The sequence below is a fragment of the Actinoplanes regularis genome (assembly GCF_900188005.1).
Classification (GTDB): Bacteria; Actinomycetota; Actinomycetes; order Mycobacteriales; family Micromonosporaceae; genus Actinoplanes; species Actinoplanes regularis.
This window is the reverse complement of sequence record NZ_FZNR01000002.1, coordinates 809,718-832,495: the sequence shown is the minus strand read 5'-3', so window position 1 is coordinate 832,495 and position 22,778 is coordinate 809,718. Positions and strand designations below refer to the sequence as shown.

Here is a 22,778-nt window from a genome sequence, read left to right as displayed (position 1 = left end):
GTCCCGAAGTTTTGTCACAGGGGGTACGGTCTCATCTGACGTCATGCGACAAGGGGAGTGGCCGTGCTGCAGGATCTGCTTGAGGGTGCCGGGCGGAGCATCGTCTTCGGTCTGATCGGCATCGGCTTGATGGCCGTCGGATATGTGCTGATCGACCTGCTCACGCCGGGCAAGCTGCGGGATCTGATCTGGGTCGAGCGCAATCCGAACGCGTCGCTGCTGCTGGCCGCGAACCAGCTCGGTATCGCGGCGATCGTCTTCACCGCCATCTTCACGACCTATGACTCGTTCGGGCAGGGGCTGGCCTCGACGCTGCTCTTCGGCCTGGTCGGCATCGCGATCATGGGCCTGGCCTTCCTGGTCCTGGACTGGATGACGCCGGGCAAGCTCGGCGAGGTCATCTGCACCGACGATTTCCACGGCGGCGCCGTGGTCAGCGCCGCCTCCCACTTCGGCGCCGCCCTGATCGTCTGCGCCTGCATCGCCTGACCCAAACCCGAAACCAAGATCAAAACCGGGCTCCGGTACGACCGACGGAGCCCCGCTTCCAGGCCAGAGCCAAGTCCCGTTCCTGTCCCACGCGATGCCGGGCCCGGACGTCCCACACGCCTGATCCGACGGCGCTTCCGTCGCCCGGAATACCACCCTGCCCGCCAGTCGGTCGGGCTTGGCTGGTCGAGGCCCCCGACGGCGGCGAGTAGGACCAGGAGGAAGCGATGACCCGACGCACCCGGCCGTCAGCACGCGGCCTAGCAGTCATCGGAACGGCCATCGCCGGAATCCTCATCGCGAGCGGCAAGGCGAGCAGCCCTGAGCAGGTGCTCATGATCGCTCTCGGGGTATTCCTCGCCCTGGGCCTGGCCTGGATCCGGTTCTCCAAGGAGGAGAACCAGGCGGCCTTGCTGGCCGGAGGAGCCCCTTGCAACCGGCCGCGTCACCGCTGACGAAGATCGCACCGGTCTGCGCTGGATACGGCCTGCCTGTTCGCCGCGGCGCGGGGATCAGCCCGGCGGCGAACGTTGCTGGGCCTGGTGGCGCGTTTGGGGGCCGGGGTGGGGTGGGCGTCGCGTGGGACCGGCACGGGGCTTGGCCTGTGGCCTGGTGGCGGGGCTCCATCGGTCGTATCGAAGGACGGGTTTGATTTTTAGGAATTTCGGCCGAAGTCGCCGATGGCGGCGGCGAGGCCGGAGCGGCGGACCCGGGGAATGTCCTCGGCGATGGCGCCCGCGGCCAGGATGATGGCGACGGCCGCCAGCTGTGCGATTGCCAGGAGGTGGCCGAGTGGGGCGGTGGCGAGGCACAGGGCCGCGATGATGACCCGGTAGGTCGCGCCGGGCAGGTGGAGCAGGCGCAGGAAGACGGCGTGACCGAGGAGATAGATCGCGACGCCGCCGCCGAGGGTCAGCGCCTCGCCCCAGTGCAGGTCGTCGAAGGCGTGGCCCAGCGTCTTCTTGATGCCGACCGCGGTCACGACGATGCCGAGCAGCATCGGGATGTGCGCGTAACCCCAGGCGTTCAGGGCCAGCCGGGCGCGCAACGCCGGCGCCTCCATCCGTGCCAGCACGTGCTCGGAGCGGCGGTCGCCGTCGGCGAAGTAGGCCCACCACAGGTAGTAGGCGACGCAGAGGCCGAGCACCGCCGCGAGGATCACGCCGCCGGTCAGCTTCATGCCGGTGACGCCGACGCCGATCGCCAGGATCGACTCGCCGATTGCGATGATCATGACGAGGCTGTGCCGCTCGACGAAGTGGCCGGCGGAGATCCGGTGCATCTCCATCGGGTGCAGATAGCCCGCCGCCACCTGCACCACCGGGGCGGCCAGCCAGCACAGGTGGCGCCACGGCTCGGGCAGCAGGCCGCCGGCCAGGACCAGCAGCGCGGCCAGCAGGTTGAGCGGGCCGAGCGTGCGCATCATGCCGATCGCCGCCGGGCCGGGCTGCAGGAACAGCACCGAGTGGGCGATGTTGACGACCAGGTAGCCGGCGCCGAACACCCAACCGTACGCACCGAAGGCGTCCGGGATGGCCAGCGCCATCACCAGGAACCCGGCCATCCCGGCCAGCAGCAGCGTGCGCCGGCCGGGAGTGTCCGGGGCGACGGCGTTGGTGAGCCAGGCATACCCCGAATACATCCACCAGACCACGATCAGCACCAGCACGACGTTGAGCAGGCCGCCCGGCGTCAGGTGATGCGCGAGCGAGTCGGCGAGCTGGGTCACCGTGAAGACGAAGACCAGGTCGAAGAAGAGCTCCAGGGTGGACACTCGGGTGCCGGGTGACTCCTGCGTCATGCCGGGAAGACTAGGCCGTTCCCGGTGACAGATGGGTGTCGAGCGACCCCACTTCTGCACACAGGCGAGTGGCCTCGGTCACGCTCGGCCTGATCCAGGGGTCCCGCGCGCCGGGAGCCGGCTTTGCCATGATCATTGAATGAGTTCCGAACCGATCCGCCTCGAGCCGGTCACCGCCGCCAACTGGCGTGACTGCGCCGCCCTCACCGTCCACGAGGAACAGAAGCGCTTCGTCGCCGACGTGACCTACTACCTCTGCATGTGCAACTACGGCGACACCTGGCACCCGCTCGCCGCCGTGCGCGGCACCGAGGTGGTCGGCTTCGTGATCTGGGCCGTCGACGACGACGGCAGCCGGTGGATCGGCGGCCTCGTCGTCGACGCGAAGCACCAGCGCCAGGGGATCGGCCGGGCAATTGTCGGGCAGTTGCGGGCCCGGCTGATCGCCGAGCCGGGCACGCCGAACGTGGCGCTCAGCTACCAGCCGGAGAACACCTCGGCCCGCTCGCTCTACCTCTCGATGGGTTTCACCGAGACCGGCGAGATCGAGGACGACGAGGTCGTCGCCCGCTGGAGCCCTTCGTAGAGCCGAGGCCGGTCATTCGGTACGCAGCGCTGTCGCGGTACGGGCGCGCGCGGCCCAGCCGGCCGGCAGCAGGGCGCCGAGGACCGCGATGACGACGCCGCCGAGACCGAAGAGCACCAGCTCGGCCGGGCGGTAGACGTCGAGGACGGAGGCGGGCAGGTGGAAGCCGAAGGTCTGCCCCATGTCGCCCACGATCATCCGCTGCGGGAGCACCCCGGGCGGCGTGCCGAGGGCACCACCGATCAGCCCGGTGACGACTACCGAGGCGATGACCATGACGACGGTCTGCCGGGGAGCCGTCCCCAGGGCCTTGTGGATGCGGCTGCACCTGTCCGAGGCGACCGTCAAGACCCACGTGGCCCGGATCCTCGCCAAGCTCGGGCTCCGCGACCGGGTGCGGGCCGTCGTCCTCGCGTACCGGACCGGACTGGTCAGCCCGGCGGTCTCCGGGTAGGACCGACCCGCCCGGTGCGCAGCGGCGACTGTCGGTGTTCGGCGGCGGAGGGAACCGATAGCCTCGACACGTGAGCACAGCGCTTGTCATCGAGAACGATCCGACCGACGACCTCCGGCGACTCGGGGAGTGGATCACCGAGGCGGGGCTCGGGGTCACCGTGCTCCGGCCGTACGCGGGTGACGAGCTGCCCGAGACCCTGGACGGCTTCTCCGCGCTGATCGTGCTCGGCGGTGACCAGAGCGCGTACCCGGACGCAGCCGGCGCCCCCGGCGCGCCGTGGTTCCCGGCGTGCGAGGCGCTGCTCCGCAAGGCGGTCCGGTACCGGGTGCCCACCCTCGGCGTCTGCCTCGGTGGGCAGCTGCTGGCCAGCGCACACGGCGGCCTGGTGGAGCGCAGCCCGTCCGGCTCGGAGATCGGCCCGGGGCTGGTCGGCAAGCGCGACGCGGCCGACAGCGACCCGCTGTTCAAGTGGGTGCCGCTGCTGCCCGATGTGATCCAGTGGCACCGCGACGAGATCACCGAGCTGCCGCTGAACGCGACCCTGCTCGCCGCGTCCAGCCGCTTCCCGCACCAGGCGTTCCGGATCGGCGACCGGGCCTGGGGCCTGCAGTTCCACATCGAGTGCGACGCCGAGATGATCGCCGACTGGACCCGTGACGGCGCCGCCGAACTGGAAGAGCTCGGCTTCGACCCGGAGGCGGTGGTGCTGGCCGTCGCCGAGATCCTGCCGGACGTCGAGGAGGTCTGGCAGCCGTTCGCGGCCCGGTTCGCCGCGCTCGCCCTGGGCAACCTCCCGGACGCGGAAACGCCCAGGACCCTGCCGTTGCTGGGGCAGTGAGATGACCCGCCCGACCCGGCTGGCCCGCTACGGCTTCGCCGACAACGGGGCGAACGCCGCCGACCTGCTCGGCGACCGGGGGCTGCGGCTCTGGGACAGCGGGCAGGGCCCGATCAGCAGCGAGGCGGCCGACCTGATCCACGCCCTCTCCCGGTCCGCCGATCCGAACCTGGCGCTGCGCCAGTTCCACCGCCTGGTCGACGCGGTCTCCCGGGCCGCCGAGCGGGCCAACGGCGGCCGCCCGACCGGTCCGACCGGCGAGATCATCGCGAACGCGGCCACCAAGGAGCTGATCGACGAGCTCTACCGGGACCACGGGCTGCGCCGCCGGCTGGTCGCGGTGCTCGGCGCCTCGTCCACCCTCGGCGATCACCTGGTCGCCAACGAGCAGGAGTGGCGGACCCTGGCCACCACCGAGAGCGGGCTGCCGCCCGACCCGGAGGGCCACCTGGAGCTGGAGGCGCCGACCGTGCCGGCGCTGCGCCAGGCGTACCGGATCGCGCTCCTGCGGATCGCCGCCGCGGACCTGACCGGCGGCCGGGGCCTGGAACCCACCATGGCCGCCCTCTCCCGGCTCGCCGACGAGACGCTCGCCGCGGCGTACGGGATCGCGCTGGCCGGCCTGCCGGACGGCACGCCCGAGCCGCGCCTCGCGGTGGTCGCGATGGGCAAGTGCGGCGGTAACGAGCTGAACTACGTCTCCGACGTCGACGTGATCTTCGTGGCCGCCGGAGACGAGGATCTGCAGGCCGGCACCACGATCGCGGCCCGGCTGATGGAGATCTGCGGCCAGGTGGCCTGGCCGGTGGACGCCGCGCTGCGGCCGGAGGGCAGCCGCGGCCCGCTGGTCCGCACCCTCGCCAGCCACCAGGCCTACTACCGCCGCTGGGCGCGCACCTGGGAGTTCCAGGCGCTGCTCAAGGCCCGCCCGGCGGCCGGTGACCAGGTGCTGGCCCTGCAGTGGCTGGCCGACCTGGCGCCGCTGGTCTGGCACGCCGCCGAGCGGCCCGAGGCGGTCGCGGACGTCCGCGACATGCGCCGCCGGATCATCGAGAACGTGCCGGCCAAGGAGCTGGCCCGGGAGATCAAGCGCGGTCCGGGCGGCCTGCGCGACATCGAGTTCGCGGTGCAGTTGCTGCAACTGGTGCACGGCCGGGTGGACGAGACGCTGCGGCTGCCGGGGACCCTGCCGGCGCTGCGCGCCCTGGTCGCCGGGGGATACGTCGGCCGGCAGGACGGCGAGACGCTGCTGCGGGGGTACCGGTTCCTCCGCGCCGTCGAGCACCGGCTGCAACTGCAACAGCTGCGGCGTACGCACACCGTCCCGGACGATCCGGCCGGCCTGCGCTGGCTGGCCGCAGCCCTCGGCTACACCGCCCTGCCCGGCCAGGACGCCGTCGAGGCGTTCCGCGCGGACTGGGTCGGGCACGCCGCCAACGTCCGCCGCCTGCACGTCAAGCTGCTCTATCAGCCGCTGCTGGAGGCGGTGGCGCGGGTGCCGGCCGAGGCGCTGCGGATGACCCCGGCCTCGGCCCGCAAGCGGCTGGAGATCCTCGGCTTCGCCGACCCGGCCGGCGCGCTGCGGCATCTGGAGGCGCTGACCGGCGGCGTGACCCGGACCTCGGCGATCCAGCGAACCCTGCTGCCGATGCTGCTGCAGGAGTTCGCCGATGCCCCGGAACCGGACCGTGGCCTGCTCAACTACCGGCACGTCTCGGACAAGCTCGGCAGCACCCCGTGGTACCTGCGGCTGCTGCGCGACGGCGGCCCGGTCGCCCGGCGGCTGGCCCGGGTGATCAGCCTCTCCCGGTACGCCACCGATCTGCTCACTCGTGATCCGGAGGCGCTGCGGCTGCTCGCCGATGACCCGGAGCTGCGGCCCCGCTCCACCGAGAAGCTGCGGGACGGGTTCGCCGCGGCGGCCGAGCGGCACGCCGACGATCCGGTCAAGGCGATCGCCGCGGTCCGCGCCCTGCGCCGCCGCGAGCTGTTCCGCCTGGCCTGCGCGGACATCCTGAGCCAGGGCGGTGACCTGGCCCCGGCCCACCCGATCGACGTGCACGAGCTCGGGGCGGCGCTCTCCGCCGTCACCGACGCCACGCTGAACGCCGCGCTGCTCATCGCCCGCCGGGCCAAACCGGGACCGGCCGGGCTGCGCTTCGCGATCATCGGGATGGGCCGTCTCGGCGGGTACGAGATGAGCTACCCCTCCGACGCCGACGTGCTCTTCGTCTACGAGGGCTCGGACGAGCAGGCCGGGCCGGCCGCGCACGCCATCGCCGAGGAGGTGCGCCGGCTGCTCAACGCGCCCGCCCCGGACCCGCCGCTCGGCGTCGACGCCGACCTGCGCCCCGAGGGCCGGCAGGGCCCGCTGGTCCGCAGCCTCTCGGCCTACCAGCAGTACTACGACCGCTGGTCGAAGGTGTGGGAGGCGCAGGCGCTGCTGCGGGCCCGTTTCGTCTGCGGCGACCCCGAGCTGGGCCGGGCCTTCGAGGCGCTCGCCGACACCAAGCGTTACCCGCAGGGCGGCCTGACCCGGGAGCAGGTGGTGGAGATCCGCCGGATCAAGGCCCGGGTGGAGACGGAACGGCTGCCCCGCGGCGCCGACCCGAACACGCACACCAAGCTGGGCCGGGGCGGTCTGGCCGACGTCGAGTGGGCGGTCCAGCTGACGCAGCTGCGGCACGCGCACGAGCTGCCCGGACTGCGCTGCACCCACACCCTGGAGGCGCTGGACGCCGAGCGGGACGGCGGCCTGGTGGGTGCGGCCGACGCGGAGGCGATGAAGGCCGGCTGGACGCTGGCCGCGCAGGTCCGCAACGCGCTCACCCTGGTCCGCGGCCGGCCCACCGACCAGCTGCCGCGGCACGGGGTGGAGCTGGCCGGCACGGTGCTGCTGCTCGGCGGCGGTGACCCGGGCGAGTTCGTCGACCGCTACCTGCGGATCACCCGCCGGTCGCGGGCCGCGATGGAGCGGATCTTCTCATGACGCGGCGGCGATCACCTGGGTGAGCGCGCCGTGCAGTCGCTGCAGGTCCTCGATCGGCAGGCCGAGTCGGGCCACCACGGCCGGCGGGATCTTGAGGGCCTCGGCGCGCAGCTCCCGGCCGCTGTCGGTCAGCGTGATCGCCAGGCTGCGCTCGTCGGCGGGGTCCCGCTCGCGGCGCAGGTAACCGATCGCCTCCAGCCGCTTGAGCAGCGGGGACAGCGTGCCCGGGTCGAGTGCCAGCAGCTCGCTGAGGCGGCGCTGGGTGAGGGGTGACTCACCCCAGAGGGCGAGCATCACCAGGTATTGCGGGTGGGTCAGGCCCATCGGCTCGAGCAGCGGTCGGTAGATCGCCACGACGCTGCGGGCCGCGACCGACAGGGCGAAGCAGACCTGCTGCTCCAGGGCCAGGGGATTCTGATCACGCACTAGTCGCACTCCTCGGGTCGCCCGGCTATCCTAACAATAGTTGGGGCACAAACTATTGGCCCGCCAACTAAGGAGGAGAGCGCCGTGGCGAAGTTGCTGGACCGGTTCGCCGCCTGGTTCCACGAGACCTTCAACGACATGTGGTTCCGCACCCTGATCGGCCCGGCGCAGACCAAGGGAGCCGTTCAGGGCTGCGACGAGTTCGCCCGCGAGGGGTGGAAGGCGGACCTGGAGCGCCGCAAGCGGTTCACCCGCGAACAGCGGGCCCGCAAGCGCGCTTCCTAGCTGGACAGGGTGTATCGGCCCGGCCCGGGGACCCGGACGATCGTCCAGTCGCCGTCGCGATGGACCGTGGCGCCGCCGGAGGCGGTCAGCCAGCGGTACCAGCGGACCCGCACGCGGACCTCGCCCGCGGCGGGGGCGGTCCAGGTGATCGCGGCGGCGGTCTGCCGGATCAGCGTCGCCGGTGCGGCGACGATCGGCCGCGGGTCGGCGACGGCGTACAGGCGCCAGTGCGGGCCGGTCCAGACCAATTCGAGGTACGGGAGACCGGCCGTGACCAGTTCCACCTCCGCCCGCCCCGGCCAGGAGAGTTCGGCGTCGGGCACCGCGACGAACTGGACCGCCTGCTCGGCCAGCCACTCGCGATAGCTGTCCGCGGTGAGCGCGACACCGGTGCCGGCAGCGCCGGGAACCGTGGTGAAGAAGAGCGGGTTGCGATCGATATCGGCCTGCCGGAGCCAGCCGCGGGCGAGCGGGACGTCACCCATCAGCGCTGCCTCCCAGTAGTCCCTGGTCGGCGGGATCTCCACCCTCCCGGTCAGCCCGCGCGTGGCCAGGAACGTGGTCAGCGGCCGGAAGTAACCCGGGTCGGCGGTCGGGTTCCCGATGTCCCGCAGGTCGGCGGAGACCACCGGCGGCTGCCACCAGGCGACGAAGATCAGGACTCCGAGGGTGAGGGGCGCCTTTCCGGCGCGAACCGGAATCCTGAGGTACGCCGCGAGCACCGGCAGGGCGAACATCACCGCCAGCCGTGTGGCGTTCAGGCCCACCGGCGTGTGGATCAGGGCGGCCGCGAGCACGCCCGCCGAGGAGAGCAGGGCGCCGATCCGAATCGGTCGTACCGGCACCAGCGCCGCGACGACCAGCCCGGTCACCACCGCGTGCAGGGTGTCGGTCCGGCTGATGTTCATCCATCCGCCGTCGCCGAAGAGCAGCGCGTTCAGCCCGATCAGCAGGGCCGCCGGCCCCGCCACGAGCAACCCCCGCGCCGCACCACCCCGGGGCCAATCCCGGCGCGGGCCGGAGAGGAGGAGGGCGGCGCCGGCGAGGCCGAGGAAGAGGCCGACGACCGGGCTCGTCGCGGACGCCAGGGCGGCGAGAAGGGCGGCGGCGACCGCCGCGGACCGGCGGGGGAGGAACGTCAGGGCGAGGAGGGCGGCGAGGGCGATACAGACCCCGAGGCCGTACGTCACCCGCCCGCTGACCAGGTTCCCGGCGAGCCCCACCACCCCGAGCGGGGCGGCGAGCCAGAGCCGCGTGGCACCCGTGCGGCGGAACAGGGCGGCCAGCAGCACCGCCCCGGCGACCAGCGCGACCACGCCGGTGACCCGCACCCCGAGCAGCGCCATCACCGGCTGCGACACCAGGCTGTACCCGAACTGGTCGACACCCGCGTACCACCGCAGGTCGATCGGGGTCCATCCGTGCTCGGCGAAGAATCCGGCCCGTGCCACCTGGGCGGCCAGGTCCGAGCCCATCCAGGGCGCGGCCAGATAGACGCCGCCGAGTGCCGCGGCGAAGAGCGCGACGACCCACTCCACCCGGTGCCGTGCCCACATCCCGCCGACAGTACCGGGTGCCCCGGACGTTGCAGCGCGTCACGGTAGGGTCGTCGCCATGCCCCGTCCGTCCCTCGTCCGATACACGGGGCTCGCAGGTAGTGCCCTACTGGCGGGTGCCGCGTACCTGGGCGGCGCCCACCAGCCGTGGGAACCCACGGTGACGCCGCGCACTATTCTCGCCGGGCACAACGGGCTGGCACTGCCGCTGCTCTGGCTTTTCGGCACGGGACTGCTGATCGGCGCGTGGCTGGCCGGTCGGCGGGCGGTGCCGTCGGCGCGGTGGGTCTGGGTGACCGCCGGGCTGTGGGCGTTGCCGCTGCTCCCGTTCCTGCCGCTGGGCAGCTACGACGCCTACTCGTACGCGTGTCAGGGTTGGCAGCAGGCGGCCGGGCTCGATCCGTACGCCGGAGGGGTCGATCTTCTGGGGTGTCCGTGGGCCGACGCCGTCGCGCCCACCTGGCGTGCCGCCCCCGCGCCGTACGGCCCGGTCTTCCTGGTCCTCGCCGCGGTCGCGGCGAAGCTAGGCGGCTCGCTCACCGGCACCGTCGCCATGCTCCGCCTGATCGCCGTTCTCGGCGTCGCGGCGATCGGCGCCTGCCTGCCGTCGCTGGCCCGCCGGTGCGGCGTGCCGGTGGAACGCGCGCTCTGGCTGGTGTTGGCCTGCCCACTCGTCCTGACCCATCTGGTCTCCGGCACGCACAATGACGCGGTGATGGTGGCGCTGCTGGTGGGCGGCCTGGCGGTGGCCGCGAGCGGCCGGGCCTGGCCGGCCGGCGTGCTGTTCGGGCTCGCGATGGGGGTGAAGATCACCGCCGTCGTCGCACTGCCGTTCGCGATCTTCCTGATCCCCAGAGCGTGGTGGCGGGCCGGACTGGAACTGGCCGGGGGAGCGGTGGGCGCCCTCGCGGTGGTCTCGCTCGGCTCCGGGCTGGGCCTCGGCTGGGTCGGCGCGCTGGCGGAGAGCGGCGTCTCGGTGCAGTGGACCTCGCCGCCGACCGCGATCGGGATGACCCTGGAACTGTGTGGGGTGCCACACGCGGTCGCGGTGACCCGGGTGCTCGGGATCATCGCGCTGGCCGGCGTGCTGGCCTGGCTGTTCCGGCGGGCCTGGCGTGGTGGCGATCCGCTGCTGCACGCCGGGCTGGCGCTGGCCGCGACGGTGCTGCTCGCCCCGGTGTTCCACCCGTGGTACGCGATCTGGCCGCTGGCCGTCCTGGCCGCGACGCTGCGGCCCGAGACCCGATGGCTGGCCGTACCGTGCGCGGTGGCCGCCGCCCTCTGCTTGCCCGACGGATACAACCTGGCCCTCGCCACCAAGGCGCAGGGCGCAGTCGGGATGACCGTGTTCGTCGGTTTTCTAGCGTGGAAAGTGCTGCATGAAGCGAATCGTGACGTTGACCATCTCCGTGCTGTGCGCGGTGGCGCTGATCCTCGTCTCCTGGAACCGTAACCGGTTCTTCGACTCCAAGGTCTACTTCGGCGCGGTCCAGTACTGGTTCCGCGACGGCGGGATGGTCTACGACTGGCTGCGGCCGGGCACCCCGTACGGCTTCACCTATCCGCCGTTCGCCGGCCTGGTCATGTCGCCGATGTCGGTCCTGCCGTTCCCGATGGTGGTGGTGCTCGCCTCGATCGGCACGTTGGTCACCGTCGGCCTGTTGATCTGGTGGCTGGCCGGGCCGCTGCTGCGCGGCCTGAAGCAGCCGCTGTGGTTGACCTTCGGGGTCGCGTTCTGCGTCGCGATGGCCTTCGAACCGGTCCGCGAGACGCTCAGCTTCGGTCAGGTGAACACCCTGCTGCTCGCCGTGGTCGCCGCGGACCTGCTGTTCGGTGTGGCGCGCGGCCGGTGGTGGGGCGGGGTGGGGATCGGGCTGGCCACCGCGGTCAAGCTGACCCCCGGCGTCTTCATCCTGTACCTGCTGGTCACCCGGCGGTGGCGGGCGGCGGGCACGGCGATCGGCGCGACGGCCGGGGCGACGGTGCTGGCCGGGGCGCTCTTCCCGGACCAGTCCCGGGAGTTCTGGACCTCGGCGCTCTGGGACACCAACCGGGTCGGCTCGCTCTGGTTCCTCTCCAACCAGTCGGAGCGGGGCATGCTCGCCCGGCTGCCGTTCGACGTGGTGGAGTCCAAGCTGTGGGTGGTCTGCGTGCTGGCCACCCTGGTGTGGTGGGGCGTGCGGGTGTCGCGGTCGCCGCAGGACGTGGTCGGCGGGCTGGCGCTGACCGGCGTGCTGGGCTGCCTGATCAGCCCGGTCACCTGGATCCATCACTGCGTCTGGCTGATCCCGGCGCTGATCCGCTGTGTGGAGGCGGGCTGGAACGGGCCGAGCCGACGGCCGGCCTACCTCGCGGCCGCCGCCTACGTCCTGATGACCTCGCATCTCACCTGGATCTACGAGAACCGTCCGTACCCGCCGCTGGCGATGCTCGGCAGCAATATTTATGTCCTGTTCGGCCTGGCTCTGCTGATCTGGACACCGGTCGGTACCCGGATTTCGACTCCCGTCCATGAACCGGACAAGATCATGGCGTAGTCAGGCTGCATGTCCCTACGCCGTACCACCTCGGCGGTCGTATCCGTCCTGGTTCTGGCCGCGTTTGCCGGCGCGCCCACCGGAGCGGCCGCCCATGGTCGCTCCGGATCGTTCCACCGGCTCTCCACCTTCCCGGTATATCTGAACTCATCGATAGATGACAACGCGGCGGCTGAGATCTCCACGGTCACCGAGGACGGCCGGACGGTCGTCTACACCGACAGTCCGGGCGAGCGCCTCGGGTTCGTCGACATCACCGATCCCGCCCGTCCCGTCGCGGCGGGCACGCTCGCGGTCGGCGGCGAGCCGACCTCGGTGGCGCACCTGGGCCGGCTGCTGCTGGCCGGGGTGAACACCAGCGAGTCCTATGCCGACCCGTCCGGCAAGCTGGTCGTGATCGATTCCCGGACCCGGGCCGTGCTCCGTGAGCTGGACCTGGGCGGGCAGCCTGACTCGGTCGCCGTCGCGCCGAGCGGCCGCTACATCGCGATCGCCGTCGAGAACGAGCGGGACGAGGACGTCAACGACGGGCAGATCCCGCAGTTGCCGGCCGGCTACCTCGCCGTGATCGACACGAGGACCTGGAAGGTCGGCCGGGTCGACCTGACCGGCCTGGCCGCGATCGCGCCGAGCGACCCGGAGCCCGAGTACGTCAGCGTCAACTCCCGGGACGAGGCGGTCGTCTCGCTGCAGGAGAACAACCACCTCGCGGTCGTCTCGCTGCGCACCGGCCGGGTGATCAGGCACTTCAGCGCCGGCACGGTCACCGTGACCGGCGTCGACACCCTCGACGACGACCGGATCGAGCTCACCGGCTCGATCACCGCGAAGCGGGAGCCGGACGGCGTCACCTGGATCACCGACGACCTGTTCGCGACCGCGAACGAGGGCGACTACGAGGGCGGCTCGCGCGGCTGGTCGATCTTCTCGGCCCGGACCGGCAGGGTCGTCTGGGACGCCGGCAACACGCTCGAGCACCTCGCCGTCGAGTACGGGCAGTACCCGGACAAGCGGTCGGACGCCAAGGGCATCGAGCCGGAGAACGTGACGTTCGCGCGGATGGGCGGGGTGCCGTACGTCTTCGTCAACTCCGAGCGGGGCAACTTCACCGCCGTCTACGACGTCACCGATTCCAGGAATCCCAGGTTCAAGCAGCTCCTGCCCACAACCAACGCGCCCGAGGGCGTCGTCGCGGTGCCGTCCCGCGGCCTGATCGTGGTCTCCTCCGAAGAAGACGACGCGTCGATCGGCATCCGCGGCACGGTGCAGGTCTACGGCTTCGGCGCCGCCCGGAACACACAGCTCCACTCGGTGCGGGACCTCCCGTTCGGCACGCTGTCGGCGCTCTCCGCGGTGCCCGGCCGGCGTGACCGGCTCGTCTCGGTGACCGATTCCGCCTACTCGCCGACCCGGATCCTCGGCCTGTCGACGAACGGCGTCATCGACTCCCAACTGACCGTCACCAAGAACGGCGAGCCGATCGGTTACGACGCCGAGGGCCTGGTGGCCCGCAAGACCGGCGGTTACTGGCTGGCCGTCGAAGGATCCTCCACCAAGAAACCCAACCTACTGGTACGGCTGAACGCCGCCGGTGCGGTGCAGGAGGAGATCCCGCTCTCCGCCGACGTGGCCGCCGCCGTCACCACGAACGGGCTCGAGGGCGTCGCCGAGGTCGGCACGAGCGTGTGGGTCGCCGTCCAGCGCGCGATCAAGGGAGACCCTGCGAACACGAACCGGATCGGCCGGTACGACACGGTCACCGGCACCTGGTCCTGGCTGCTCTACCCGGCCGACCTCGCACCGGTCGGCTGGAGCGGCCTCTCCGAACTGGTCGCCGTCGACGCGGACACGTTCGCGGTGATCGAGCGGGACAACCAGCGCGGCACCCAGGCGTCGATCAAGAGGATCTACACGTTCGACGTCCCGAAGAGCTGGACCGGCACCCCGACCGTGACCAAGCGGCTGGTCAAGGACGTGCTGCCGGCGCTCAGGGCGGACAACGGCTGGGTGCAGGACAAGCTCGAGGGCCTCGCGGTCGCCGGCAACGGTCGCACGTACGCGGTGACCGACAACGACGCGATCGACGACGCCACCGGCGAGACGGTCTTCCTGGACCTGGGCCGGCTGCTCTGATCTGACGGGCGCTGACGCGTTCGTGACGAGCGTGTCAGCGCCCTGTCAGCGCCCCCGCGCACGGTGTCCGCATGGGAAATGACACCACCAACGCGATCTACGCCGAGGGCCTGGTGAAACGCTACGGCGACACCACGGCGCTGGCCGGGGTGGATCTGGCGGTCCGCCCCGGCACGGTGCTCGGACTGCTCGGGCCGAACGGGGCCGGGAAGACCACCGCGGTCCGCGTCCTCGCCACCCTGATCCGCCCGGACGCCGGGCACGCCACGGTCGGCGGCTTCGACGTGGTCCGGCAGGCCCACGAGGTCCGCAAGCTGATCGGTCTGACCGGCCAGTACGCCTCGGTCGACGAGCAACTCACCGGCGCCGAGAACCTGATCATGATCGGCCGGCTGCTCGGGTTCTCCCGGGCCGCCGCGAAAGCGCGCGCGCGAGAACTGCTGACCCGATTCGATCTGCTGGACGCCGCCGACCGCGCGGCCGGCAAGTATTCCGGCGGCATGCGGCGCCGCCTCGACCTGGCCGCCAGCCTGGTCGGCGACCCCCGCCTGCTCTACCTGGACGAGCCCACCACCGGCCTGGACCCGCGCAGTCGCAACGAGGTCTGGGACATCGTCCGGGGCCTGGTCGCCGACGGGGTGAGCGTGCTGCTCACCACGCAGTACCTGGACGAGGCCGACCAGTTGGCCGACGAGATCGTGGTGATCGACCACGGCCGGGTGATCGCCACCGGCACTCCCGAGCAGCTCAAGGCCCGCACCGGCGCGCAGACCGTGACCGTTCGCGCCCAGCTTCCCGAGGATCTCGAGAAGCTGGTCGCCGAGGTCCGCCAGGTCGCCGCCGGCGCGGTGGACGTGCGCGGCGACACCGTGGTCGCACCGGTCACCGACCCGGGCGCGCTGACCGCCCTGGTCCGGCGGCTCGACGAGGCCGGCCTGACAGTCGCCGAGATGGCCCTGCGCAGCCCGAGCCTGGACGAGGTCTTCCTAGGACTGACGGGAGTGGCGGCATGAGCGAGCTTGCGAGCGAATCGGTCAGCACAGTGAACAGCTCACGCCGACGCCGGAGCGAAGCGGAGGTGGCGGCGTGAGCACCATGGCGATTCGGAACACCGGGACGCTGGCCTGGCGGACGTTGGTGCAGATCAAGCACAACCCGATGGAGCTGATGGACTTCAGCATCCAGCCGATCATGTTCCTGCTGCTCTTCACGTACGTCTTCGGTGGCCAGATGGCCGGCTCACCCCGCGAATACCTGGCCTTCGCCCTGCCCGGGATCATCGTGCAGAACCTGCTGTTCGCCACCATGAACACCGGCGTCGGCCTGAACACCGACATCAACAAGGGCGTCTTCGACCGGCTGCGCTCCCTGCCGATCGCCCGCTTCGCCCCGCTCGCCGGCCGGATCGTGGCCGACGTGATCAAACAGGCGTGGGCGGTCGTCCTGCTGCTGGCCGTCGGCGCGCTGCTCGGCTTCCGGATCGGCACCGGCCCGCTCCAGGCGCTCGCCGCGTTCGTGCTGCTGCTCGTCTTCGCGGTGGCCGCCTCTTGGATCTCGGTGCTGGTCGCGATGCTGGTCGACGAGCCGGACAAGGTGCAGATCTTCGGCTTCGTCCTGATCTTCCCGCTGACGTTCGCGAGCAGCGCCTTCGTGCAGCCCGCGACCATGCCCGGCTGGCTGCAGGCGTTCGTCAAGGTCAACCCGACCAGCGTGCTCGCCGACGCGGTCCGCGGCCTGCTCACCGGCGGACCGGTGGCCGGGCCGGTCCTGCACTCACTGCTCTGGGCCGCCGGGCTGCTGCTCGTCTTCGCCCCGCTCTCGGTGCGCGCCTTCCGCCGCCGGGTCTAACCCGGCCGCCGCCAGGGCGGTGGTCATGGTGATCCCGTCGCCACGACCGAAGGCCGCTTCGAAGCCCGCGTCGCCGAGTGCGGCGCGGGCTTCGCGCGCCACGATCACCGCCTCATCGATCGTACGATCGACCGACCCCCGCACCGAGTCGGCCGCACCCAGCAGGAACGCGGCCCGCTCCGGGTCACCCTCGCGCAGCGCGAGATCCGCCCAGCCGGCCAGCACCTGTGCGATCACCGGCGAGTCCCGGGTGACCACCGCGATCCGCAGCGCCGCCTCGTGGTGCGCCCGGGCCGCGGCGAAGTCCCCGGCCGCCGCCTCGATCAGCCCCCGGGTGCTCTGCGTCATCGCCCGGAACTGCGGCGCCAGCGTCGAGTCCGCGATCAGCGCCGCGGTCCGGTCCACCTGCTCCCGGGCCTCGTCCAGCCGGCCCTCCGCCCGGGCGATGGTGGCGTAGGCGTGGTGCACCGACGCCATGATCTCCGGGATGCCCAGGTCGAGGGCGTACCGCCGGGCCTCCTCGATCGTCCGCCGGGCCTCGTCCGGCTCACCGGCCAGCCACAGCTGGTGCGCCAGCTTGGCGCACATCTGGGGCACCTCCTCCCGGATCCCGACCTCCTTGAGCAGGTCGATCGCCTCCCGCTGCCAGCCCACCGCCTGGGCGAGATCGCCGCGCGCCGCGGTCAGGTCGGCCAGCGCGCTCAGCGTGAACCCGATGCCCCACCGGTCGCCGACCACCCGGAACTCGCCCAGCGCCGCCCGCAGGTCCCGCTCGGCGACCTCGGCCGGCTCACCGAAGTTCAGCCGCACCTGCCCGATCATCATCTTGACGACGGCCCGCAGCCACGGGTCCGGATCGTCGGCGATCCGCTCCGCGGCCCGCAGCGCATCGTCCTGCCGGGTGCCGTAGAGCGCCGCGACCAGGCCCACCATCCGCAGCCCCGGATGCCCGTCGTGGTCCGGCACGGCGAGCTCGACGGCCCGATCGAAGAACGCCTTCACCTGGGTGAACTCCATCGGGCCCTCGACGCCGTTGAGCGCCGCGAGGGTGCAGGCGAGCGCCAGCTCCCGCCGGTCCGCCGGTCCGTCCAGGGCCAGTGCCTCGGTGCAGAGCGCCGCGCCCTCGGTCCGGTGCCCGCACAGCCACCAGTACCAGCCCAGGTTCGCGACCAGCGCGATCGCGGTCACCCGGTCCCCGGCGGCGAGCGCGGCCCGCAGCGAGGCGTGCAGGTTGTCGTGCTCCTCGCGCAGCCGGGCCATCCACGTCAGCTGCTCGGCCCGGCGCAGGTGCGGCTCCGCCTCGCGCGCCAGGGCGAGCAGGTGGGCGGCGATCGACCGGCGCAACGGCTCGAACTCGCCGGCCTCGGTGAGCCGCTCCAGGCCGTACTCCCGAATCGTCTCCAGCATCCGATACCGCCCGTCCGTGCCCAGGACCAGCAGCGACTTGTCCACCAGCGCCCCGAGCAGGTCCAGGTCGGCCTCGCAGACCTGCTCCACCGCGGCGATGTCGGCGCCACCCGGGAAAGCGGCCAGCCGTCGCCACAGCCGTCGCTCCGCTTCGGACAGCAGATCCCAGCTCCAGTCGACCACCGCGCGCAGCGTCTGGTGTCGCGGCAGCGCGGTCCGGTTCCCGCCGGTGAGCAGGCGGAACCGGTCGGCCAGCCGGCCGGCGAGGACAGTGGCCGGCAGGGTGCGCAGCCGGGCCGCGGCCAGCTCGATGGCGAGCGGCATACCGTCCAGCGCGCGGCAGATCCGCACCACGGGCGCCACGTTCGCGTCGGTCAGGGTGAAGCTGGTCGCCCGGTCCAGCAGCAACCGGACCGCCGGGAAGCCGGCCGCGGCTGCCGTGTCCGCATCCGCCGGCGGCAGCGCGAGCGGTTCGACCGGGTAGAGGCCCTCACCCGGGATGCCGAGCGGCTCCCGGCTGGTGGCCAGCAGCCGGAGACCGGGCGCGGCCCGCAACAGCAGATCGGCGACCTCGGCGGCCGCCTCGATCAGATGCTCGCAGTTGTCGAGGATGAGCAGCAGTTCGCGGCCGGCCACCGCGTCCCGCAGCCGCTCCAGCGGATCCCGCCGGACGCCCAGGAGCACCTGTTCGCGCAGGTCCAGCGCGGTCAGAATGGCCTGCGGGATCTCGGCCGCGTCCCGTACCGGAGCAAGCTCGGCACGCCACACCCCACCCGGCAGCCGGGCGCCGACCTCGACCGACAGCCGCGTCTTCCCGCTGCCGCCCGGACCGGTCAGGGTGACCAGGCGATGCGTGCCGATCAGGGCGCGGACCGCGCGGACGTCGGCCTCCCGGCCGACGAAGCTGCTCAACTCGGCGGGAAGGTTCCCCCGTTGCGGCGCGGGCTGCTCCCGCAACAGCTCGAGGTGGAGTTGTGCCAGCTCTGCGGAGGGGTCGGCGCCGAGCTGATCGGCGAGGCGGCGACGGGCCCGCTCGAAGACGTCGAGGGCGCGCCCCGGGCTTCCGTTCCTCCGCAGGGCCTTGATCAGGAGGGCGACCAGGGGCTCGTCCAGCGGGTGGGCGGCGACGAGGGCCTCCAGGTCGGGGGTTACGTCACGGTGGGTCAGCTCGGTGGCGAGCCAGGCCTTCTGGGCGCTGAAGTGCAGCTGGTGCAGCCGGACGGCTTCGGCCGCGGCGACCTCCGGGAACTCGGGATCGCCTCGCCAGAGCTTCAGGGCCTCGCCGGGCTCGCTTCGCTGAAATCGGTGTACGTCCACCTTCGCTGGATCGATCGCGAGTCGATAGCCGGTCGGCGTGGCCTCGATCCGCAGGTCCGGGGCGGCGCGGCGCAGACGGGAGACCAGCGCTTGCAGCGCGTTCGGCGCCGCCGCCGGTGGCGCCTCACCCCAGACCCCCTCGATCAACCGGTCCGCGGAGACGTTACGGCCGGCATCCAGGGCGAGCAGGATCAGGAGGGTACGCAGCCGAGCGCCCGCGATCGGCACGACCTCCCCGGTGCCGGCGCGCAGCTCCAACGGCCCCAGCACCGCGATCTCCACGGAACCGATTCTGCCCGGCCGCACAACCGCGTGGCGCGGCGACCGGGCAGGTGCTTCAATGCCGCGGTGCCGAAACGACCCACCCCGCCGATCGTCACCGCGATGTGCATCCTGCTCTATCTCGGTGGCGGCCTGACCGTGTTCTATTCGCTGGCCGGGAGCCGGGTCCACGGGGGCCCGCTGGCCAACGCGCTGCCCGTGTTCGGGCAGACCCTCTACGGCGTGTTCATCCTGGTCCTGGCGTTCTGCCTGCAGCGGGCACACCGGTGGGCGTGGTGGAGCGTGCTGGTCGCGAACGTCCTGTCGCTGATGCTCGGGGCGCTCTCCGTCGGACTCGGCGGCCTGGACAATGTGGGCTCGGCGGCGATCCCGGTGATCTACCTGATCCTGCTGACCCGCCCCGCCGTCCGAGGCTGGTTCTTCGAGCCGCGTCCGTCGCCGCCGCTCCCCGAACCCTCTGACCGACCAACAACAGAGCCCTGATCCTCGGATCGCGGATCAGGGCTCTCGGCTTCCCCGGGTCTTCCCTGCGCCGCGGGCACACTGTCTACTCGCAGCCGACTCCGTCGCCGTCCCGGTCCAGGTGCTTCGCATAGCCGGGGTCACCCCGATGGATAGGGGCCGCGCCCGCGGCCCGTACCGCGGCACAGTTCTTGTAGTAGACCTCTTCGGGTTCGGTGGTCATCGGCTTCGTTTTCGGTGTGGTCGTCCTCGGCTTCGCCGCCGGTCTGGTCGTCGTCGGCTTCGGCGCGGGCGGAACAGACTTCAGCGTGGGTGTTCCGGTTGTCGTCGGCTCGGCGCTGGGCGCCGTGCTGGGCGCTGCGGTCACAGCATCGCCGGCGCCGACGAGGTTGGCCGGGCTTGCGGTGGGAGCACTGCCGGGTCTCGTCGAGACCGGGTCGGAGAGCATGTAGCCGAAGAGCATGGTGCCCCCGCAGCACAGGACGAGGACGGCACCAATGACGATGGTCAATATTTGCCAGAGGGGCTTTTTTGGCGCCGGCGGTGGGGGCCAGGCGGGTTGCGGTGCTGTCGGGTAGGTCACCCGACCACTGTGACCGCGACGATGATCTTCGTCGATCACCGGATCGGATCTTTACGCGGTAACGATCGGCCATAGCGGACCGATTCTGATGCCCTCGGCGGCGGGACAAGGCTCGGCGAGCCGTCGACCGTTCCCTCGCTGGGTGGTCGACGACTCGCCGGTTGTTCCTGTTTGGTCCCGGGTCCGCTGGAGCGGCGTGATCCCAGGTCAGAGCAGTGTGTGCTCAGACGTTGTAGTACATCTCGAACTCGTGCGGGGTCGGGCGCAGACGGACCGGGTCGATCTCGTGGGTGCGCTTGTAGTCGATCCAGGTGGAGATCAGGTCGTCGGTGAAGACGCCGCCGGCGGTGAGGAAGTCGTGGTCGTTCTCCAGGGAGTTGAGCACGGCGTCCAGGGAGCCCGGCACCTGCTTGACGCTGCCCCACTCCTCCGGCGGCAGGTCGTACAGGTCCTTGTCGATCGGAGCCGGGGGCTCGATCTTGTTCTTGATGCCGTCCAGGCCGGCCATCATCTGGGCGGAGAAGGCCAGGTACGGGTTCGACGACGGGTCCGGCACGCGGAACTCGACGCGCTTGGCCTTCGGGTTGCTGCCGGTCACCGGGATGCGGGTGCAGGCGGAGCGGTTGCGCTGCGAGTAGACCAGGTTGACCGGGGCCTCGTAGCCGGGCACCAGGCGCCGGTACGAGTTGACGGTCGGGTTGGTGAACGCGAGTAGCGACGGCGCGTGGTGCAGCAGGCCACCGATGTACCAGCGGGCGGTGTCGGACAGGCCGGCGTAACCGGTCTCGTCGTAGAACAGCGGCTCGCCGCCCAGCCAGAGGCTCTGGTGGGTGTGCATGCCGGAGCCGTTGTCACCGAAGAGCGGCTTCGGCATGAACGTCGCCGTCTTGCCGTGCTCCCAGGCGGTGTTCTTGATGATGTACTTGAACAGCTGCATCTGGTCGCCGGCGTGCAGCAGCGTCGAGAACTTGTAGTTGATCTCGCCCTGGCCGGCGGTGCCGACCTCGTGGTGCGAGCGCTCGACGGTGAAGCCGGTGTCGACCAGGCGGCGCACCATGGCGTCGCGCAGGTCGGAGTAGTGGTCGACGGGGGAGACCGGGAAGTAGCCGCCCTTGTACGCGGTCTTGTAGCCGCGGTTGCCACCGGCCTCCTCGCGGCCGCTGTTCCAGGCGCCCTCGATCGAGTCGATGTAGTAGAACGCCTGGTGGGCAGAGGTCTCGTGGCGGATCGAGTCGAAGATGTAGAACTCCGCCTCGGCGCCGAAGTAGGCGGTGTCGGCGATGCCGCTCGCGGCGAGGTACGCCTCGGCCTTCTTGGCCACGTTCCGCGGGTCACGCGAGTACGCCTCGCGGGTGAACGGGTCGTGGATGAAGAAGTTGAGCGCCAGCGTCTTCTGGATCCGGAACGGGTCGACGAAGGCGGTCGCGACGTCCGGCAGGAGCATCATGTCGGACTCGTGGATGGCCTGGAAGCCGCGGATCGAGGACCCGTCGAAGGCGAGACCGTCGGTCACCACGCTGTCGTCGAACGACTCCACCGGGATGTTGAAGTGCTGCATCACGCCGGGAAGATCACAAAAACGCACGTCAACGAACTTGACGTCCTCGTCTTTGAGGTATCGCAGGAGTTCCTCGGGATTGGCGAACACACGTCCTCCTGGCACAGTATTCCGATACCGGGCGGCCTGGGCCGCCACCTGGCAAGGCTGGTCGCGACGTTATGGGTACGGAGTTGCCCCGGCGTATCCCTATTGTTTCCGCCGTGTTACGTAACAGGATGATCAGGCACGGCGTGAGCGCGGCGGCCGACCTACGGACCCTATCGCGTACGCTCGGCGGCTGTGGCAGCTTCCACCAACGACTTACCGCAGGCCACGGGCCGTCCGGAACCGGCCGGCGGCGGGCGGCGACTGATCGCGATCTTCATCGACTGGATCCTCTGTCTGCTGGTAGCCGGCCTGTACGCCAGCCCGAGCAGGGTGCCCTGGCCGCCGATCGTCCTGCTGATCCTGCTCAACACGGTCTTCATCGGGCTGTTCGGCCAGACGCCGGGCATGCGCCTGGCCCGGATCCGCTGCGTGTCCTACGCCGACGGCGGCGCGATCGGCCTGCTCCACGGTCTGTACCGGGCGCTCCTGCTGGCCCTGCTGGTCCCGGCCCTGATCGCCGGCACCGACGGCCGCGGCCTGCACGACAAGGCGGCCGGCTCGATCGTGACCGGGAGTCCGCGCTAGATCCGGCCTGCCCGGCCGGGCCTGGCTATCCGGCCCGGCCGAGGCTCGCGGCGTGCTCCGGTCGCAGCCGGCCGGAGCCGACGACCCGGTCCTCGATGAACCGGATCACCGCGCGGTCGAGCAGCTCGTCGCGCCGCACCCGGGGGTTGCCGCCGGACGCGATCTCGGCCAGCTCCCACAGCTCCGTGGTGAAGGCCGCGAACTCCTCCCCGGTCACGTAGAAGACCGTGGCCGGGGACTCCTCGCTGCCGACCTCACCGACCGTCCCGGCCCGGGTGTCGTCCGGCGTCACGGAGTAGGGCGAGTTCAGCAGCTCGCACCACCGGACCTCGGCGGCGGTGGTGAACTCGTCCTCCCGCGGCGGCCGCGCGGCCGCCAGGGGCGGCGGGTCGGCCGGCACCCCGGGCACGAACGTGATCAGCCCGTGCAGGTTGAGGGCGACCGAGAAGATCCCGGCGAACCGGGCCTCCTCCTCGGGCGACTCCGCCTCCCACTCGTCCGGGAAGACCTGGACGGTGTAGTTGGCCGGGTTGCCGATCTTCACCACTG

22 protein-coding genes and 1 pseudogene are annotated in these 22,778 nt (G+C 71.5%); 15 read left to right on the top strand and 8 right to left on the bottom strand.

What is annotated here, in order from left to right; all coding sequences use genetic code 11:
* Window positions 1–63 precede the first annotated feature (63 nt).
* Entirely contained in the window at window positions 64–489 is a 426-nt protein-coding gene (locus tag CHC09_RS08855; protein WP_089292664.1) for a DUF350 domain-containing protein, read from the top strand.
* Between the two features lie 227 nt (window positions 490–716).
* A complete protein-coding gene (locus CHC09_RS08850; protein WP_089292468.1) occupies window positions 717–944 on the top strand; it encodes a hypothetical protein in 228 nt (75 codons plus the stop codon).
* Window positions 945–1,144: 200 nt separating this feature from the next.
* Here CHC09_RS08850 and CHC09_RS08845 read toward each other — a convergent pair whose 3' ends face one another.
* Window positions 1,145–2,290: a low temperature requirement protein A gene (locus CHC09_RS08845; protein WP_089292467.1), complete on the bottom strand. Its 1,146-nt coding sequence runs from the start codon at window positions 2,288–2,290 to the stop codon at window positions 1,145–1,147.
* A gap of 139 nt (window positions 2,291–2,429) precedes the next feature.
* Here CHC09_RS08845 and CHC09_RS08840 point away from each other — a divergent pair, with 139 nt between their 5' ends.
* On the top strand, window positions 2,430–2,876 hold the full coding sequence (locus CHC09_RS08840) for a GNAT family N-acetyltransferase (RefSeq protein ID WP_089292466.1): 447 nt from the start codon (window positions 2,430–2,432) through the stop codon (window positions 2,874–2,876).
* 12 nt (window positions 2,877–2,888) lie between these two features.
* Here CHC09_RS08840 and CHC09_RS08835 read toward each other — a convergent pair whose 3' ends face one another.
* Entirely contained in the window at window positions 2,889–3,152 is a 264-nt protein-coding gene (locus CHC09_RS08835) for an ABC transporter permease family protein (protein WP_179276982.1), read from the bottom strand.
* Window positions 3,153–3,201: 49 nt separating this feature from the next.
* On the opposite strand from CHC09_RS08835, the pseudogene CHC09_RS08830 reads away from it, so the two are divergent.
* The 3 genes and pseudogenes from CHC09_RS08830 to CHC09_RS08820 all read left to right on the top strand — a co-directional run.
* A pseudogene (locus CHC09_RS08830) lies at window positions 3,202–3,330 on the top strand (response regulator transcription factor); the annotation flags it as partial.
* A 70-nt stretch (window positions 3,331–3,400) separates the two neighbouring features.
* Window positions 3,401–4,171 (top strand): type 1 glutamine amidotransferase, encoded by a 771-nt coding sequence (locus tag CHC09_RS08825; RefSeq protein ID WP_089292465.1) that lies wholly within the window; start codon window positions 3,401–3,403, stop codon window positions 4,169–4,171.
* Between the two features lies 1 nt (window position 4,172).
* Window positions 4,173–7,160 carry a bifunctional [glutamine synthetase] adenylyltransferase/[glutamine synthetase]-adenylyl-L-tyrosine phosphorylase gene (locus CHC09_RS08820; RefSeq protein ID WP_089292464.1) on the top strand — a complete coding sequence of 996 codons (2,988 nt, stop codon included), beginning with the start codon at window positions 4,173–4,175 and terminating at the stop codon, window positions 7,158–7,160.
* Here the strand turns inward: CHC09_RS08820 and CHC09_RS08815 are convergent.
* Window positions 7,155–7,586 carry a MarR family winged helix-turn-helix transcriptional regulator gene (locus tag CHC09_RS08815; RefSeq protein ID WP_239138141.1) on the bottom strand — a complete coding sequence of 144 codons (432 nt, stop codon included), beginning with the start codon at window positions 7,584–7,586 and terminating at the stop codon, window positions 7,155–7,157. The genes CHC09_RS08820 and CHC09_RS08815 overlap by 6 nt on opposite strands.
* Before the next feature lie 84 nt (window positions 7,587–7,670).
* On the opposite strand from CHC09_RS08815, the gene CHC09_RS08810 reads away from it, so the two are divergent.
* Window positions 7,671–7,871, top strand: a complete 201-nt coding sequence (locus CHC09_RS08810) for a hypothetical protein (protein WP_089292462.1) — start codon at window positions 7,671–7,673, stop codon at window positions 7,869–7,871.
* Here CHC09_RS08810 and CHC09_RS08805 read toward each other — a convergent pair.
* The gene (locus CHC09_RS08805; RefSeq protein ID WP_089292461.1) at window positions 7,868–9,427 is read right to left on the bottom strand and encodes a hypothetical protein; all 1,560 of its coding nucleotides are present in this window, start codon (window positions 9,425–9,427) and stop codon (window positions 7,868–7,870) included. The two genes, CHC09_RS08810 and CHC09_RS08805, sit on opposite strands and share 4 nt — an antisense overlap.
* Before the next feature lie 58 nt (window positions 9,428–9,485).
* Between CHC09_RS08805 and mptB the strand changes: the two genes are divergently transcribed.
* The 5 genes from mptB (at window position 9,486) to CHC09_RS08780 (ending at window position 15,945) form a co-directional block, all read left to right on the top strand.
* Window positions 9,486–10,880: a polyprenol phosphomannose-dependent alpha 1,6 mannosyltransferase MptB gene (gene mptB, locus CHC09_RS08800; RefSeq protein WP_089292460.1), complete on the top strand. Its 1,395-nt coding sequence runs from the start codon at window positions 9,486–9,488 to the stop codon at window positions 10,878–10,880.
* Complete coding sequence (locus tag CHC09_RS08795; protein ID WP_239138142.1) at window positions 10,819–11,964, top strand: glycosyltransferase 87 family protein; 1,146 nt, start codon at window positions 10,819–10,821, stop codon at window positions 11,962–11,964. Before mptB ends, CHC09_RS08795 begins: the two co-directional genes overlap by 62 nt.
* Window positions 11,965–11,973: 9 nt before the next feature.
* Complete coding sequence (locus CHC09_RS08790) at window positions 11,974–14,097, top strand: esterase-like activity of phytase family protein (protein ID WP_089292458.1); 2,124 nt, start codon at window positions 11,974–11,976, stop codon at window positions 14,095–14,097.
* 71 nt (window positions 14,098–14,168) lie between these two features.
* Window positions 14,169–15,110, top strand: coding sequence for an ATP-binding cassette domain-containing protein (locus tag CHC09_RS08785; RefSeq protein WP_089292457.1), 942 nt, complete (start codon window positions 14,169–14,171; stop codon window positions 15,108–15,110).
* A gap of 82 nt (window positions 15,111–15,192) precedes the next feature.
* Window positions 15,193–15,945 (top strand): ABC transporter permease, encoded by a 753-nt coding sequence (locus CHC09_RS08780; RefSeq protein WP_089292662.1) that lies wholly within the window; start codon window positions 15,193–15,195, stop codon window positions 15,943–15,945.
* Here the strand turns inward: CHC09_RS08780 and CHC09_RS08775 are convergent.
* Window positions 15,871–18,951, bottom strand: a complete 3,081-nt coding sequence (locus CHC09_RS08775; protein WP_089292663.1) for an ATP-binding protein — start codon at window positions 18,949–18,951, stop codon at window positions 15,871–15,873. The genes CHC09_RS08780 and CHC09_RS08775 overlap by 75 nt on opposite strands.
* Before the next feature lie 66 nt (window positions 18,952–19,017).
* On the opposite strand from CHC09_RS08775, the gene CHC09_RS08770 reads away from it, so the two are divergent.
* Window positions 19,018–19,434, top strand: a complete 417-nt coding sequence (locus tag CHC09_RS08770; RefSeq protein WP_143232245.1) for a hypothetical protein — start codon at window positions 19,018–19,020, stop codon at window positions 19,432–19,434.
* A gap of 64 nt (window positions 19,435–19,498) precedes the next feature.
* Here CHC09_RS08770 and CHC09_RS08765 read toward each other — a convergent pair whose 3' ends face one another.
* Entirely contained in the window at window positions 19,499–19,636 is a 138-nt protein-coding gene (locus CHC09_RS08765) for an excalibur calcium-binding domain-containing protein (RefSeq protein ID WP_218827161.1), read from the bottom strand.
* Between CHC09_RS08765 and CHC09_RS08760 the strand changes: the two genes are divergently transcribed.
* Window positions 19,629–19,865 (top strand): hypothetical protein, encoded by a 237-nt coding sequence (locus CHC09_RS08760; RefSeq protein ID WP_143232244.1) that lies wholly within the window; start codon window positions 19,629–19,631, stop codon window positions 19,863–19,865. The two genes, CHC09_RS08765 and CHC09_RS08760, sit on opposite strands and share 8 nt — an antisense overlap.
* Window positions 19,866–20,219: 354 nt before the next feature.
* Here the strand turns inward: CHC09_RS08760 and glnA are convergent, their stop codons facing one another.
* Window positions 20,220–21,644 carry a type I glutamate--ammonia ligase gene (gene glnA / locus CHC09_RS08755; RefSeq protein ID WP_089292454.1) on the bottom strand — a complete coding sequence of 475 codons (1,425 nt, stop codon included), beginning with the start codon at window positions 21,642–21,644 and terminating at the stop codon, window positions 20,220–20,222.
* Between the two features lie 192 nt (window positions 21,645–21,836).
* On the opposite strand from glnA, the gene CHC09_RS08750 reads away from it, so the two are divergent.
* The gene (locus CHC09_RS08750) at window positions 21,837–22,229 is read left to right on the top strand and encodes an RDD family protein (RefSeq protein WP_089292453.1); all 393 of its coding nucleotides are present in this window, start codon (window positions 21,837–21,839) and stop codon (window positions 22,227–22,229) included.
* A 25-nt stretch (window positions 22,230–22,254) separates the two neighbouring features.
* Here the strand turns inward: CHC09_RS08750 and CHC09_RS08745 are convergent, their stop codons facing one another.
* A complete protein-coding gene (locus tag CHC09_RS08745; protein WP_089292452.1) occupies window positions 22,255–22,776 on the bottom strand; it encodes a hypothetical protein in 522 nt (173 codons plus the stop codon).
* Between the last annotated feature and the right edge of the window lie 2 nt (window positions 22,777–22,778).

Excerpts from the sequence above, each read along its gene's own strand:
- mptB (WP_089292460.1), top strand. The coding sequence starts at position 9,486 with ATGCCCCGTCCGTCCCTCGTCCGATACACGGGGCTCGCAGGTAGTGCC.
- CHC09_RS08765 (WP_218827161.1), bottom strand. The coding sequence starts at position 19,636 with ATGACCACCGAACCCGAAGAGGTCTACTACAAGAACTGTGCCGCGGTA.
- CHC09_RS08805 (WP_089292461.1), bottom strand. The coding sequence starts at position 9,427 with ATGTGGGCACGGCACCGGGTGGAGTGGGTCGTCGCGCTCTTCGCCGCG.
- CHC09_RS08790 (WP_089292458.1), top strand. The coding sequence starts at position 11,974 with ATGTCCCTACGCCGTACCACCTCGGCGGTCGTATCCGTCCTGGTTCTG.
- CHC09_RS08820 (WP_089292464.1), top strand. The coding sequence starts at position 4,173 with ATGACCCGCCCGACCCGGCTGGCCCGCTACGGCTTCGCCGACAACGGG.
- CHC09_RS08835 (WP_179276982.1), bottom strand. The coding sequence starts at position 3,152 with ATGGTCATCGCCTCGGTAGTCGTCACCGGGCTGATCGGTGGTGCCCTC.
- CHC09_RS08780 (WP_089292662.1), top strand. The coding sequence starts at position 15,193 with ATGGCGATTCGGAACACCGGGACGCTGGCCTGGCGGACGTTGGTGCAG.
- CHC09_RS08845 (WP_089292467.1), bottom strand. The coding sequence starts at position 2,290 with ATGACGCAGGAGTCACCCGGCACCCGAGTGTCCACCCTGGAGCTCTTC.
- CHC09_RS08850 (WP_089292468.1), top strand. The coding sequence starts at position 717 with ATGACCCGACGCACCCGGCCGTCAGCACGCGGCCTAGCAGTCATCGGA.
- CHC09_RS08785 (WP_089292457.1), top strand. The coding sequence starts at position 14,169 with ATGGGAAATGACACCACCAACGCGATCTACGCCGAGGGCCTGGTGAAA.
- CHC09_RS08840 (WP_089292466.1), top strand. The coding sequence starts at position 2,430 with ATGAGTTCCGAACCGATCCGCCTCGAGCCGGTCACCGCCGCCAACTGG.